12 protein-coding genes and 3 tRNA genes are annotated in these 13,128 nt (G+C 62.9%); 4 read left to right on the top strand and 11 right to left on the bottom strand.

Going from position 1 to position 13,128, the window contains the following annotated elements:
• Window positions 1–82 precede the first annotated feature (82 nt).
• Window positions 83–253: a YhfG family protein gene (locus QRN22_RS15880; protein ID WP_156152798.1), complete on the top strand. Its 171-nt coding sequence runs from the start codon at window positions 83–85 to the stop codon at window positions 251–253.
• Window positions 253–849 carry a putative adenosine monophosphate-protein transferase Fic gene (locus QRN22_RS15875; protein WP_042556212.1) on the top strand — a complete coding sequence of 199 codons (597 nt, stop codon included), beginning with the start codon at window positions 253–255 and terminating at the stop codon, window positions 847–849. The genes QRN22_RS15880 and QRN22_RS15875 overlap by 1 nt, the downstream gene beginning before the upstream one ends.
• 83 nt (window positions 850–932) lie before the next feature.
• On the opposite strand, the gene QRN22_RS15870 is transcribed toward QRN22_RS15875, so the two are convergent.
• The 11 genes from QRN22_RS15870 to QRN22_RS15820 form a co-directional block, all read right to left on the bottom strand.
• Window positions 933–1,009, bottom strand: a tRNA-Met gene (locus tag QRN22_RS15870).
• 127 nt (window positions 1,010–1,136) lie between these two features.
• Entirely contained in the window at window positions 1,137–2,891 is a 1,755-nt protein-coding gene (locus tag QRN22_RS15865) for a sensor domain-containing diguanylate cyclase (protein ID WP_042556213.1), read from the bottom strand.
• A gap of 219 nt (window positions 2,892–3,110) precedes the next feature.
• On the bottom strand, window positions 3,111–4,211 hold the full coding sequence (gene ychF, locus QRN22_RS15860) for a redox-regulated ATPase YchF (protein ID WP_042556214.1): 1,101 nt from the start codon (window positions 4,209–4,211) through the stop codon (window positions 3,111–3,113).
• Window positions 4,212–4,245: 34 nt separating this feature from the next.
• Window positions 4,246–4,836 (bottom strand): aminoacyl-tRNA hydrolase, encoded by a 591-nt coding sequence (gene pth / locus QRN22_RS15855; protein WP_042556215.1) that lies wholly within the window; start codon window positions 4,834–4,836, stop codon window positions 4,246–4,248.
• Window positions 4,837–4,887: 51 nt separating this feature from the next.
• Window positions 4,888–5,514: a 50S ribosomal protein L25/general stress protein Ctc gene (locus QRN22_RS15850; RefSeq protein WP_042556216.1), complete on the bottom strand. Its 627-nt coding sequence runs from the start codon at window positions 5,512–5,514 to the stop codon at window positions 4,888–4,890.
• 113 nt (window positions 5,515–5,627) lie between these two features.
• Window positions 5,628–6,569, bottom strand: coding sequence for a ribose-phosphate pyrophosphokinase (locus tag QRN22_RS15845; RefSeq protein WP_042556284.1), 942 nt, complete (start codon window positions 6,567–6,569; stop codon window positions 5,628–5,630).
• Between the two features lie 44 nt (window positions 6,570–6,613).
• Window positions 6,614–6,688, bottom strand: a tRNA-Gln gene (locus tag QRN22_RS15840).
• A 59-nt stretch (window positions 6,689–6,747) separates the two neighbouring features.
• A tRNA-Gln gene (locus QRN22_RS15835) sits at window positions 6,748–6,822 on the bottom strand.
• Between the two features lie 25 nt (window positions 6,823–6,847).
• On the bottom strand, window positions 6,848–7,723 hold the full coding sequence (ispE, locus tag QRN22_RS15830) for a 4-(cytidine 5'-diphospho)-2-C-methyl-D-erythritol kinase (RefSeq protein ID WP_042556217.1): 876 nt from the start codon (window positions 7,721–7,723) through the stop codon (window positions 6,848–6,850).
• A gap of 208 nt (window positions 7,724–7,931) precedes the next feature.
• Window positions 7,932–8,552, bottom strand: a complete 621-nt coding sequence (gene lolB, locus QRN22_RS15825) for a lipoprotein insertase outer membrane protein LolB (RefSeq protein WP_042556218.1) — start codon at window positions 8,550–8,552, stop codon at window positions 7,932–7,934.
• Window positions 8,552–10,282, bottom strand: a complete 1,731-nt coding sequence (locus tag QRN22_RS15820) for a tetratricopeptide repeat protein (protein ID WP_042556219.1) — start codon at window positions 10,280–10,282, stop codon at window positions 8,552–8,554. The genes lolB and QRN22_RS15820 overlap by 1 nt, the downstream gene beginning before the upstream one ends.
• Window positions 10,283–10,659: 377 nt before the next feature.
• Between QRN22_RS15820 and hemA the strand changes: the two genes are divergently transcribed.
• Both hemA and prfA read left to right on the top strand, forming a co-directional pair.
• Window positions 10,660–11,940 carry a glutamyl-tRNA reductase gene (hemA, locus tag QRN22_RS15815; RefSeq protein WP_042556220.1) on the top strand — a complete coding sequence of 427 codons (1,281 nt, stop codon included), beginning with the start codon at window positions 10,660–10,662 and terminating at the stop codon, window positions 11,938–11,940.
• A complete protein-coding gene (gene prfA / locus QRN22_RS15810; protein WP_042556221.1) occupies window positions 11,937–13,019 on the top strand; it encodes a peptide chain release factor 1 in 1,083 nt (360 codons plus the stop codon). Before hemA ends, prfA begins: the two co-directional genes overlap by 4 nt.
• Window positions 13,020–13,128 lie beyond the last annotated feature (109 nt).

Below are 13,128 nucleotides of genomic sequence, written 5' to 3'. Positions count from 1 at the left end.
TTACTGAGCCAGAATGAGGGGCAACCTGATAGCGGCGTGCATCCGGTATAATGGCCGCTGGCGAAACCGAAGAGGCAATCCCATGACAGGTGTATCTCTGCAAGCCAAGAAGGCTTATTGCGCCAAGGCACGCCGGTCGAACTACGCGGCCAGCCTGCGCCTCGAGGGGTTCAACACGACCCAGGCCGATGCCGAGCGTAAGCTCCCGACCCGTGAGGCTGCTTTGAACGCTGCGCGGTCTAGTCAGGCCTGATGCTCGACAAGTACGGCGCTGGGCAAGATCCTTACTGCTACCCAGGCACCGATGTTCTACGTAATCGTCTTGGCCTGACTGACGATAGCGCTCTGCATGAGGCTGAGCGCAGCCTCTCTGAAATCGCAGCTAGCCAGCTGGACTTCGACCTACCTCCCTACGATCTCGCCTACCTGCAGCGTATACACCGGCATCTGTTCGGCGACGTCTACGATTGGGCGGGTGAGTTGCGCACGGTCGATATCTCAAAGGGCGGAACGCATTTCTGCAACGTGACCCGCATCGCGGCGGAATCCAGCAAGCTGTTCAAGCGAGTAGCCTCAGCAGGCTGGTTCGAAGCGATGGCTCGACCAGATCTGGTGGTGGCCGCAGCAGAGTTGTACGGAGATCTGAACATCATCCACCCGTTTCGGGAGGGAAATGGCCGGGCTCAGCGGATTCTGTTCGAGCACCTGATCATCAACGCGGGCTATCAGGTCGACTGGTGGGGTGTAGATGAGGCTGAGTGGATTCAGGCAAACATCGATTCGGTGGTTTGCGACTATCGCGCAATGACCGCCATTTTCGAGCGCTGCATCGGTGATCCCATCGCCTGATGTGGGCGGGACAAGAAAGGGACAGTTTGGGGACACCCCAGAAACAAAAAAGGGCCTACCTTTCGGTAAACCCTTGTTTTGTTTGGTGGCTACGCAGGGACTTGAACCCCGGACCCCAGCATTATGAATGCTATGCTCTAACCAGCTGAGCTACGTAGCCGAGTGGCGCGCATTTTCCGCATCTGCCCTTGGTGTGTCAAGCCCTGAGGCAGAATAAATTTACGCACTTTCAAACGCTTAGCCGAACGGCTGCGCTTTGCCGGTGGGCGCTCGGTGGTGAGGGGGGCTCAGCCGACCTCGACGCGGTTGCGGCCGTTCTTCTTGGCGCGGTAGAGGGCGGCATCGCTACGGCACAGTACGGTGTCGGGGGTGGTGTCCTGGCGCTCGAGCAGGGCGATGCCGACGCTCAGGGTCAGGTGGATCTTTTTTCCTTCGATGTTCAGGGGCTCGTCCTTGAGGCTGTGTTGCACCCGGCAGGCGAAGTCGCGGGCCTGGATCAGCCCCGCGCCGCTGAGCACCACGGCGAATTCTTCGCCGCCGACACGGCCGGCCAGGTCGCTCTTGCGCAGCTGTTCGCGAAGGATGCGGCTGAAGTGACGCAGCGCCTGGTCGCCAATGGCGTGGCCCCATTTGTCGTTGACCAGCTTGAAGTGGTCGAGGTCGCACATCAGCAGGGTGGAGGTGAAGACGTCGCTGCGCTGGATACGCGCCAGCTCAGTTTCCAGGTGGGCCATGAACACCCGGCGGTTGGGTAGCTGGGTGAGGGCGTCGAGGGAGGCGAATTCCTGCAGCTCGCTTTCGATGCGCTTGCGTTCGGTGATGTCGGTGACCACGCCATGCCAGACGATGCTGCCGTCGGCTTCACGTTGTGGCCGCGCTTCGCCCAGGCGCCAGCGCAGGCCCTGGCGCGGCAGTATCACGCGGTATTCGATGTGCCAGGTGCTCAGCTCGCGTTCGGCGCGCAGGCGGGCCATCTGGTAGGTCTCCATGTCGTCCGGGTGGACCAGGGTATGGAGGATCTCCGGGTCTCTGTCGATCTGTTCGCGGGTGGCTTCGAACATGTCGTAGACGCCGGCGCTGAGGTAGGTGAAGTAGCCACTGCTGTCGGGCAGGCTGCGGAACTGGAAGACCATGCCGGGCACCTGGTCGGTCAGCCGGGTGATCAGTTCGACGCTGCGTTGCAGGCGTTCGGAGAGCTCGCGCAGGGCGGTGATGTCGGTGGTGGTGCCGAGCATGCGCAGGGCATTGCCCCGTTCGTCACGGGCAACCACCTTGCCGCGGCTGCACACCCATTTGTAGCTGCCGTCGCGGCAGCGCAGACGGTGCTCCACTTCGTAGCTCTCGGTGTGGCCAGCGAAGTGCGCGAGCACGGCTTGCTGCACGTAGGTGCGGTCGTCGGGATGGACGCGGCCGTAGCTGTCCTCGATACGGTTGCTGACCTCGTGGTCGGCGTAGCCGAGCAGGGCTTTCCAGGCGCTGGAGTAGTGGATCTCGCCGGTCACCACGTCGCGGTCCCAGATACCCGTGCCGCTGCCCTGAATGGCCAGGGCCATGCGGCTTTCCTGGGCGAGCAGGGCTTCGCTGGCCTGACGGGCGGCGGCTTCGCGGCGGATCTGTTCGAGCAGGTTGGCGGCGCTCTCGGCGATATCGTCCAGGGCCAGCAACTGCTCGTCGCTGAGCCGCTGCGGTTCGCCATCGGCCAGGTAGAACACGCCCAGATAGCCGCCATCGACGCTGCGCAGCGGGTAACCGACGAAGAAGCCGGGCGACGGTGCGGCCTGGGGCGCGGTGTCGAGGCGGGTGTCGGGCAGCAACAGGGGCGAGTGGCCGAGGCCGGTGCGGGCGATCAGTTCCTGCAGGTAGGCGTCCAATGCTGCGGGCAGGCGTTGCTCGGGCTCTGTAGAACCGCTGAGGTGGGTGTCGGTTGCGATCCTTGCGAGGGTGACGCCACACAGGCGTTTTGCGAGCCGGAACAAAGCGTCGAAACGGGCTTCCGCGGGGGCGGCGTTCGACGACTCCAGAAGCTCATCGTCAGGTTTCAAGGGACTGCGCCTGCTGGTGAGGGCTGGGCCAGTATACTGCGGCGCTGGAGCAAAGCGATGGCGAGTGGTGGCTAAATGCCGCCATTTTACTGCCGTTCGTCTGCCGGGTAGCTGGTAGCGTGCCTGCAAGCACCGCCGTGACTGGCTTTGCGGGCTTTCCAGGCATGCAGAAACGACGAAGCCGCGTAAAAACGCGGCTTCGTCTGGTCAGGGTGCGGCTTAGACGTTGAAGCGGAAGTGCATCACGTCGCCGTCCTTGACGATGTATTCCTTGCCTTCCAGGCGCCATTTGCCCGCTTCCTTGGCACCGGCTTCGCCCTTGAACTGGATGAAGTCGTCATAGGCGATTACTTCGGCGCGGATGAAGCCTTTTTCGAAGTCGGTGTGGATCGCGGCAGCGGACTGCGGTGCGGTGGCGCCGACCTTGACGGTCCAGGCACGTACTTCCTTCACGCCGGCGGTGAAGTAGGTCTGCAGGTTGAGCATCGAGTAACCGGCGCGGATCACGCGGTTCAGGCCGGGCTCGGTCATGCCCATGGTCTCGAGGAACATCTGCATTTCTTCCAGATCGTCCAGCTCGGCGATCTCGGCCTCGATCTTGTTGCACACCGGTACCACGATGGCGCCTTCGGCGTCGGCGATGGCTTGCACCACGTCGAGCAGCGGGTTGTTCTCGAAGCCGTCTTCGGCGACGTTGGCGATGTACATCACCGGCTTGGTGGTCAGCAGGTGGAAGGTCTTGGCCAGGCGCTTCTCGTCGTCACCCAGGGTCTTGAGCAGGCTGCGCGCCGGCTTGGCTTCGGTGAAGTGGGGGATGAGCTTTTCCAGCAGCGCTTTCTGCGCCACGGCTTCCTTGTCGCCGCCCTTGGCGGTACGGGTGACGCGCTGCAGTTGCTTCTCGCAGCTGTCGAGGTCGGCCATGATCAGTTCGAGGTCGATGATCTCGATGTCACGCTTGGGGTCGACGCTGTTGGCGACGTGGATGACGTTCTCGTCTTCGAAGCAACGCACCACGTGGGCGATGGCGTCGGTCTCGCGGATGTTGGCGAGGAACTTGTTGCCCAGGCCTTCACCCTTGGACGCGCCCGCCACGAGGCCGGCGATGTCGACGAATTCCATGGTGGTGGGGATCACGCGCTCGGGCTTGACGATCTCCGCCAGGGCGTCGAGGCGCGGGTCGGGCATCGGCACGATGCCGCTGTTCGGCTCGATGGTGCAGAACGGGAAGTTCTCGGCCGCGATACCGGATTTGGTGAGGGCATTGAACAGGGTGGACTTGCCGACGTTGGGTAGGCCGACGATGCCGCAATTGAATCCCATGGTGTGTCCCTCGCGCCAAAGGCGGTAGATGAAGTTAGAGAGTGGCTTTCTGGCTGTGCAGCTTGCGCATCGCTACCGTCCAGTCACCGGCGAGTATTTCCGGGAGGACGTCGAGGGCGAAGCCGATGCTGGTATCCAGCAGTTCCTGCTCGCCACGCGGTGCGCGGCCCAGCACGAAATTGGAAACCATGCTGGCGTGCCCGGGGTGGCCGATGCCAAGCCGCAGGCGGTGGAAATTATTCTGGTTGCCGAGCTGCGCGATGATGTCGCGCAGCCCGTTATGCCCGCCGTGCCCGCCACCCTGTTTGAGTTTGGCGACGCCGGGGGGCATGTCGAGTTCGTCGTGGGCCACCAGGATTTCTTCGGGCTTGAGCTTGAAGAAATTCGCCAACGCCGCCACGGACTGGCCGCTGCGGTTCATGAAGGTGGTGGGGATGAGCAGACGAACTTCGCGACCCTGATGGACGAATTTGCCCACCAGGCCGAAATACTTGCGATCGACGCTGAGGTTCACGCGCTGGCTGTCGGCCAGGCGCTCAACGAAAAGGGCCCCTGCATTATGCCGGGTCTGGTCGTATTCGGGACCCGGGTTACCCAGGCCAACGATCAGTTGTACGGCAGTCATACAGGAGCCCTTTCCTAAAGCAGTTCCACACCGAGGTGTGGAGCTCGCCAATTACTCGGCGGTGCTTTCGCCTTCGCCTTCAGCTGCGTCTTCTACACGAACGCGCGGCAGGTGGATGCTGGCAACCGGCAGATCGCTGCCGTGGGCCAGAGCAACCAGCTCAACGCCTTTCGGCAGTTTGATGTCGGACAGGTGAACGGTCTGGTCCAGTTCGACTTTGGCGATGTCGACTTCGAGGAATTCCGGCAGGTCTTTCGGCAGGCAGGAAACTTCGACTTCGTTCAAGGAGTGCAGGACTTCGCCGCCGCCTTGCTTGACGCCAACCGAGGTGGCTTCGTTGATGAAGTGCAGCGGTACGTGTGCGGTCAGTTTCTGGCCAGCGATCACGCGGATGAAGTCAGCGTGCAGAACAAAGCCTTTGGACGGGTGACGTTGCAGGGCTTTGATCAGTACGTTTTCTTTCTTGCCATCAACGGTCAGGTTCAGCACGTGGCTGAACGCCGCTTCGTTTTCCAGCAGCTTGGCGAAATCCTTGGCAACCAGGCTGATGGACAGAGGGGCTTTCTCGCCACCGTAAACTACGGCAGGAACCAGGGCGGCGTTACGACGCAGGCGGCGGCTCGCACCTTTCCCCAGGTCGGAACGCGCTTCGGCATTCAGAGTAAATTCAGCAGTCATTTCACTTCTCCAGAATAACCAAACCGCCCGTTACGCTTGCGACCAGCGACGGGGCGGTTCGGTGATGTGCCTGGCCAAATGGCCAGGCGTCTTTTTACCAGCGGTATTCCGGGTTAGCGGAACATCGCGCTGATAGATTCTTCATTGCTGATGCGGCGTACCGCTTCAGCGACAACCGGCGCGATGTCCAGTTGGCGAATGCGCGAACAGGATTGCGCGGCAGCGGACAACGGGATGGTGTTGGTCACCACCAGTTCGTCCAGTACCGAGTTCTCGATGTTCTCGATGGCGCGGCCCGACAGTACCGGGTGAGTCGCATAAGCGAACACCTTGGCGGCGCCGTGTTCCTTCAGAGCCTTGGCCGCGTGGCACAGGGTGCCGGCGGTGTCGACCATGTCGTCGACCAGGATGCAGGTACGACCTTCCACGTCACCGATGATGTGCATCACTTCGGAGTGGTTGGCTTTCTCACGACGCTTATCGATGATCGCCAGGTCCACGCCCAGGGACTTGGCCACGGCACGCGCACGTACCACGCCGCCGATATCCGGGGAGACGATCATCAGGTTGTCGAAACGCTGATCTTCGATGTCGTCCACCAGTACTGGCGAACCGTAGATGTTATCTACCGGAATATCGAAGAAGCCTTGAATCTGATCCGCGTGCAGGTCGACGGTGAGAACACGGTCGATGCCCACTACGGTCAGCATGTCGGCCACGACTTTGGCGCTGATTGCCACACGGGCGGAACGCGGACGGCGATCCTGGCGGGCATAGCCGAAGTAGGGGATGACAGCGGTGATTCGAGTGGCTGAGGAGCGGCGGAAGGCATCTGCCATCACGACCAGTTCCATCAGGTTGTCATTGGTTGGCGCGCACGTCGGCTGAATCAGGAAGACGTCTTTACCGCGGACGTTTTCGTTGATTTCGATCATGATTTCGCCGTCGGAAAACTTTCCGACAGAGGCATCGCCGAGGGGGATGTGCAGCTGACGAACGATACGTCGCGCCAGATCGGGGTTAGCATTCCCCGTAAAGACCATCATCTTGGACACGCGCAGTACCTGCCGGCTGAGGGTAACCTGGATGAGTATAAAAATGGCAGGGGCGGCTGGATTCGAACCAACGCATGCCAGGATCAAAACCTGGTGCCTTACCGCTTGGCGACGCCCCTGTATCGTGTGTGACGCAATGCTGCTCAATTCGGTAGTACGAGCCACCCTTGGGTGGTTATGGCAGGGGCGGCTGGATTCGAACCAACGCATGCCAGGATCAAAACCTGGTGCCTTACCGCTTGGCGACGCCCCTGTAACGTATAACCGATGCTACGCATTCACTTCCTGGCCAGTTCTTGCAGCGTGCGGTGCAACATCGAAACGTTGGCACCCTGCGCAACAAAACTTGGCAGTGTGGCTGGAAGTTGGCGGGCGACTTTATCAGCATCGTCCTTGTTTGGGAAGCTCCCAAACACACAAGCTCCAGTGCCGGTCAATCTTGTTGGAACAAATTTGTTCAGCAAGATCAGTGCGTTACGAACAGCTGAGTAACGCTTCTCGACGACCGGCTGGCAGTCATTACGACCACCCCCCTCAAGAAGGCTGCGAACTTTAATGGGCGGCGTATCGCGTGTCAACTCAGGGTCGGAGAAAACTTCTGCTGTACTGACAAGCACTTGCGGCACGGCGACGAGAAACCAGGGCTCGGGCAGCTCCACGGGCGTGAGTTTCTCGCCGACACCTTCGGCGAATGCCGCACGGCCGCGCACGAATACCGGCACGTCGGCACCCAGGCTCAGGCCCAGTGCTGCCAGGCGATCCTCGCTGCAATCGAGCTTCCAGAGGTGAGCGAGGCCGAGCAGGGTCGTGGCGGCGTCCGAGCTGCCGCCACCGATGCCGCCGCCCATGGGCAGCCGCTTGTCCAGCCAGATATCCGCACCCAGGCGCGTGCCGCTCTGTTCCTGCAACTGCCGCGCAGCCCGCACGATCAGGTTGCTGTCGTGGGGCACGCCCGCGATCTCGGTGTGCAGGCGAATGACGCCATCGTCGCGCAGGCTGAAGCCGAGCTGGTCCCCGTGGTCGAGGAACTGGAACAGGGTCTGCAGCTCGTGATAACCGTCTTCACGGCGGCCGAGAATGTGCAACATCAGGTTGAGCTTGGCCGGAGCCGGCAGAATCAGCTCGGCGTGAGCAGGGATGGCGTGGGTCGTCATGGGAGCAATGGCTGGCGAGAGGGGATTAGAGAGCGCTGCAGGCTAACGTAGCCCGTGGCCCGGGTCGAGCGCGGCGATACCACGGGCAAGGTCCCGCGTAGCGCTGTGCGAATGCGTGATACCGCACTGAACCCTAGGTTCCGGCTTGCCGGCAATCAGGCTCAGCGTGCGACACGGCAATGCATCGCACGCTGACGGACGGGACGGGTTACTGGCCGAGTTGGCGTGGTTGCCAGTCCTTGATCACCAGGGTCACCTGAATGTCGTGGCCTTCGAGGCGCAGACGTTCGGGCAGCCAGTAGCCATTCTGCTCGGCATAGCGGGTGTAGCTCACTTCCCAGCCATCCTGGCTCAGCTGCGCCAGGCGGCTGTCTTTGTCGAGGGTCAGGCGGCTCTTGCTGTCCGGGGCGGGCAGGCCGCGGATCCACCAGAGCAGATGGGAAACCGGCAGGTTGAGGCCCAACTGCTGTTGCAGGAGTTCTTCCGGCGATTCGGCCTGGTAGCGGCCCTGGTTGGCGACTTCCAGCGCTACGTCACCCGGGCGCCCGGTGAGGCGTGCGGCGCCACGGCCGAGCGGGCCGGACAGGCGAATGTCGGCGTAATCCTGGCGTTGCAGCCAGAACAGCGTGCCGCTGCCGGAGTCACGCGGGGCGCGGATGCCGACCTTGCCGTTGATCTGCCAGCCGTCGAGGGTGCTGATCTGTTGCTTGTGCGCCTGCCAGCGCGCCGGGTCGCCCAGGCCCTGTTCCACCGCTTCACGGGTGGACAGGCCGGAGCAACCAGCGAGCAGGGTTACCAGGGCGAGTGCGAGTAGGGGGCGGAACTGCATCAAGGCCTCTCTGATCCGGTCAGGCGCAGCACGGTGCTGCGCAGGATTTCACTGTCGGGCTGTTCCTTCAGCGCGTCACGCCAGATCTTCCTGGCCTCGCGCTGCTTGTTCTGAGCCCACAGCGCTTCGCCCAGGTGGGCGGCGACTTCGTGGTCCGGGAAGCGTTCGAACGCCTGGCGCAGCAGTTTCTCCGCTTCGGCCAGGTTGCCCAGGCGGAAGTTGGCCCAGCCGAGGCTGTCGAGGATCGCCGGATCTTCGGGGTTGAGGTCGTGCGCCTGCTGGATCAGCTCCAGGCCTTCCTGATGGCGATCCGTGCGGTCGACCAGGGTGTAGCCCAGGGCGTTGAGCGCCATGGCGTTGTCCGGCTCACGGTCGAGGATGGTGCGCAGATCCTGTTCCAGCTGCTTCAGGTCGTTGCGCGGCTCGGCCAGCATGGCGCGGGTGTAAAGCAGGTTGAGGTCACCCGGGTATTGCGCCAGTGCCTGCTGGATCAGCGCCCAGGCCTTGTCCGGCTGGTTCTGCTTGGACAGCGACTCGGCTTCGATCAAGTACAGCTGCAGGGCATAGTCCGGCTCGCTGTCGCGCGCTTCGGCCAGGTGCCTGGAGGCTTCGGCGCCACGGCCGTTGGCGACCAGCAGATCGGTCATGCGCGCCTGGGCCGGCAGGTAATCGTTGCCGCCGCCGACCATGGAGTAGGCGAGCAGGGCTTCGTCCACATCGCCCAGGGCTTCATGGGCGCGGCCGAGGTTGTACTGCGCCGGGTCGACGTGGGCATCGCGGGCCACCAGCTCTTCCAGGTAGACGATGGCTTCGCGCCAGGCTTCGGCTTCCAGGCACACCAGTGCCAGGGAGAAGCGCAGGTCGTCGTCTTCGGGAAACTGTTGCAGCAGCGAAGAGAACTCGCCACGCGCGTCGTCCATGCGGCCGAGTTCGACCAACTGGCGGGCGTAGGTCAGGCGCAGGCGCTTGTCGCTGGGGTTCTGCTCCATGCCTTTCTTGAGCAGCGGCAGCGCTTCCTCGCCACGGCCCAGGCTCTGCAGCAGGCGCGCACGCAGCAGCAGTGGCACGGCCTGGTCCTGCTTGGCGTCGGTGTTCTCGAGCAGTTTCAGGGCTTCTTCGGGGCGGCCATCCTGCTGCAACAGCAGGGCCTTGCCGAACAGCAACTGGCCGTCGTTCGGGTACTTGCCGAGCAGGCGGTCGAAACTCTGCAGCAGGCCGGCGCGGGTGTCCGGATCGGTTTCCGCCGCCGACAGGGCGAGGAAGTCGAAATGGGTGTTGCCCTGGCGCTGCAGCACGCGCTCCATGTAGGTCATGGATTCGTCGTAGCGACCGGCACGCGCCAGTTGCACGGCAGCGGCACGCTGCGCGTCCACGTTGCTGGGGGCGTTCTTGGCCCAGACCAGCGAGGTTTCCAGCGCTTCTTCGTCGGCACCCAGGTATTCGGCGATGCGGAAGCCGCGCTCGGCGACGCCGGCATCCTGAGTCGAGTTGGCCTGCTGGACGTAGTTGCTCAGGGCGATATCGAAGCGATTGCGCTGCCCCGCCAGTTCGGCGGTGAGCAGTGCCAGCAGGGTTTCCTGGCTGAACGAGCCGTACGCCTCGGGCGCCTCGGCCTGCGCTTGATTGCCCGGTTCTTCCACGGGCGCGGTGCCATCCGGAGCGGACGGCGCAAAAGTCTGGCAACCACCCAAAAAGGCAAGGGCGGTCAGCAACGCGATGGGTCTATTCATAGAGGAAATGCGACTAACCTGCGGTTTTGGCCATCATGACACAAGCCGTTGGGCAAGCCCATGGGCAGGCCGTGTGTCCTGGCGATGTGAGGTTGGACTGCCGAACCCGGGCAGTGTTGCATCGGATCAAAGGCGCTCCCTTGCCGGCCAGCGAACTCGCCCGCTGGTGAGGTGAGCCACGCCGTTGGTCGACTGCATATAGAGGTCAATCAGGCCTGTCGGGCTTCGGCGGGCATGCCCTGCCGGTGTGGCGGGTTGAGTAATTCTCATTGCCGGCGATCGATGTTGGCTATCGTCGCGATGCGGTGGGCAATGGTTGTCCTACCTCGACCGAAGTAGGACAATTGGCGGCTTCCACCCCCCTGTCAGCGACGTGCATGGCCTTTATCGCCCTCGGTATCAACCACAAGACCGCTTCGGTGGACGTCCGCGAGCGCGTGGCTTTTACCCCGGAGCAGCTGGTAGAGGCGCTGCAGCTGCTTTGCCGGCACACGCCGAGCCGTGAGGCGGCGATTCTGTCGACCTGCAATCGCAGCGAACTGTATCTGGAACAGGACGGCCCGGGCGTCGATGCGGTGCTTGGCTGGCTGGCCGATTACCACCATTTGAGCCTCGACGAGCTGCGAGCCTGTTCCTACGTTCACGAAGACGATGCGGCAGTTCGTCACATGATGCGTGTGGCGTCCGGCCTCGACTCCATGGTGCTGGGCGAACCGCAGATTCTCGGTCAGATGAAGTCGGCCTTCGCCGTGGCTCGTGAAGCCGGCACCCTCGGGCCGTTGCTGGGGCGTTTGTTCCAGGCCACCTTCAGTACCGCCAAGCAGGTGCGTACCGACACGGCCATCGGCGAGAACCCGGTATCGGTGGCGTTCGCCGCCGTGAGCCTGGCCAAGCAGATCTTCGCCGACCTGCATCGCAGCCAGGCGCTGCTGATCGGCGCGGGGGAGACCATCAGCCTGGTCGCCCGTCACCTTCATGATCAGGGGATCAAGCGAATCGTCGTGGCCAATCGTACGCTCGAACGCGCCAGCAGCCTGGCCGAACAGTTCGGCGCCCACGCCGTGCTGCTTTCCGATATTCCCCAGGAACTGGCGCACAGCGATATCGTCATCAGTTCCACCGCCAGCCAGTTGCCGATTCTTGGCAAGGGCGCGGTGGAAAGTGCCCTCAAGCAGCGCAAGCACAAGCCGATCTTCATGGTCGACATCGCCGTGCCGCGCGACATCGAGCCTCAGGTCGGTGAGCTGGACGATGTCTATCTGTACACCGTCGACGACCTGCACGAAGTCATCGAGGAAAATCTCAAGAGCCGCCAGGGCGCAGCCCAGGCCGCCGAAGAGCTGGTCGCCGTCGGTGCCGATGATTTCATGGTGCGCCTGCGCGAGCTGGCCGCGGTGGATGTGTTACGCGCTTACCGGCAGCAGGCCGAGCGCCTGCGCGACGATGAACTGGCCCGTGCCCAGCGCATGCTCGCCAACGGTGCCGCCGCCGAAGACGTGCTGGCGCAACTGGCCCGCGGCCTGACCAACAAGTTGCTGCACGCGCCCAGCGTGCAATTGAAAAAATTCTCCGCCGACGGGCGCGCCGATGCGCTTGGCGTGGCCCAGGAACTCTTCGCCCTCGAAGAAGGCGCGTCGTCCAACAAAGGCATGCAATGAAAGCTTCGCTGATCAATAAACTCGACGTTTTGCAGGATCGTTTCGAAGAGGTCACGGCCCTGCTCGGTGATGCCGAAGTGATCGGCAACCAGAACCAGTTCCGCGCATATTCCAAGGAATACGCCGAGATCGAACCGGTGATCATGGCGTTCCGCGAGTTCCGCAAGGTACAGGCCGATCTGGAGGGCGCCCAGGCGCTGCTCAAGGACAGCGACCCGGACATGCGCGAAATGGCCGAGGAAGAAGTCGACACCGCCAAGGCTCGCCTGCTCGAGCTGGAAGACAGCCTGCAGCGCATGCTGCTGCCCAAGGACCCCAACGACGGTCGCAACGTGTTCCTCGAAGTGCGTGCCGGCACCGGCGGTGACGAGGCGGCGATCTTCTCCGGCGATCTGTTCCGCATGTACTCGCGCTATGCCGAGAAGCAGGGCTGGCGCGTCGAGGTGCTGTCGGCCAACGAAGGTGAGCACGGCGGCTTCAAGGAAGTGATCGCCCGGGTCGAGGGCGACAACGTGTTCGCCAAGCTCAAGTTCGAATCCGGCGCGCACCGTGTGCAGCGCGTCCCGGAAACCGAGTCCCAGGGGCGCATTCATACGTCGGCCTGTACCGTGGCGGTGTTGCCCGAGCCGGACGAGCAGATGGCCATCGAGATCAACCCGGCCGACCTGCGCGTCGACACCTATCGCTCCTCGGGCGCCGGTGGTCAGCACGTCAACACCACCGATTCGGCGATCCGCATCACCCACATTCCCACCGGTACCGTGGTCGAGTGTCAGGAAGAGCGCTCGCAGCACAAGAACCGCGCCAAGGCCATGGCCTGGCTGGCGGCCAAGCTCAAGGACCAGCAGGACGCCGCCGCGCACAAGGAAATTTCCGACACGCGCAAGCTGCTGGTCGGTTCCGGTGACCGCTCCGAGCGTATCCGTACCTACAATTTCCCCCAGGGCCGGGTCACCGACCACCGCATCAACCTGACCCTGTATTCGCTCAACGAAGTGATCGCCGGTGGCGTCGACGCGGTGATCGAACCGCTGCTCGCCGAATACCAGGCCGACCAGTTGGCCGCGCTGAGCGATTGAGCCCCGAGTGGGCTTGAGGAAGGATGTCGTGGACGGTGCATACGTGATCGATAAATCTCCTGTAGGAGCCGGCTTGCCGGCGCTCATCGCGCGAACGACTTCGCTGGCA

Source organism: Pseudomonas sp. MEJ086 (assembly GCF_030209025.1).
Classification (GTDB): domain Bacteria; phylum Pseudomonadota; class Gammaproteobacteria; order Pseudomonadales; family Pseudomonadaceae; genus Aquipseudomonas; species Aquipseudomonas fulva_A.
Note: the sequence above shows the minus strand (reverse complement) of the source record. Positions and strands in the feature narration are given on the sequence as shown.

Bases quoted from the DNA above. Each gene is read 5' to 3' on its own strand.
- QRN22_RS15880 (WP_156152798.1), top strand. From the start codon at position 83: ATGACAGGTGTATCTCTGCAAGCCAAGAAGGCTTATTGCGCCAAGGCA.
- QRN22_RS15875 (WP_042556212.1), top strand. From the start codon at position 253: ATGCTCGACAAGTACGGCGCTGGGCAAGATCCTTACTGCTACCCAGGC.
- ychF (WP_042556214.1), bottom strand. From the start codon at position 4,211: ATGGGATTCAATTGCGGCATCGTCGGCCTACCCAACGTCGGCAAGTCC.
- pth (WP_042556215.1), bottom strand. From the start codon at position 4,836: ATGACTGCCGTACAACTGATCGTTGGCCTGGGTAACCCGGGTCCCGAA.
- QRN22_RS15850 (WP_042556216.1), bottom strand. From the start codon at position 5,514: ATGACTGCTGAATTTACTCTGAATGCCGAAGCGCGTTCCGACCTGGGG.
- ispE (WP_042556217.1), bottom strand. From the start codon at position 7,723: ATGACGACCCACGCCATCCCTGCTCACGCCGAGCTGATTCTGCCGGCT.
- lolB (WP_042556218.1), bottom strand. From the start codon at position 8,552: ATGCAGTTCCGCCCCCTACTCGCACTCGCCCTGGTAACCCTGCTCGCT.
- QRN22_RS15820 (WP_042556219.1), bottom strand. From the start codon at position 10,282: ATGAATAGACCCATCGCGTTGCTGACCGCCCTTGCCTTTTTGGGTGGT.
- hemA (WP_042556220.1), top strand. From the start codon at position 10,660: ATGGCCTTTATCGCCCTCGGTATCAACCACAAGACCGCTTCGGTGGAC.
- prfA (WP_042556221.1), top strand. From the start codon at position 11,937: ATGAAAGCTTCGCTGATCAATAAACTCGACGTTTTGCAGGATCGTTTC.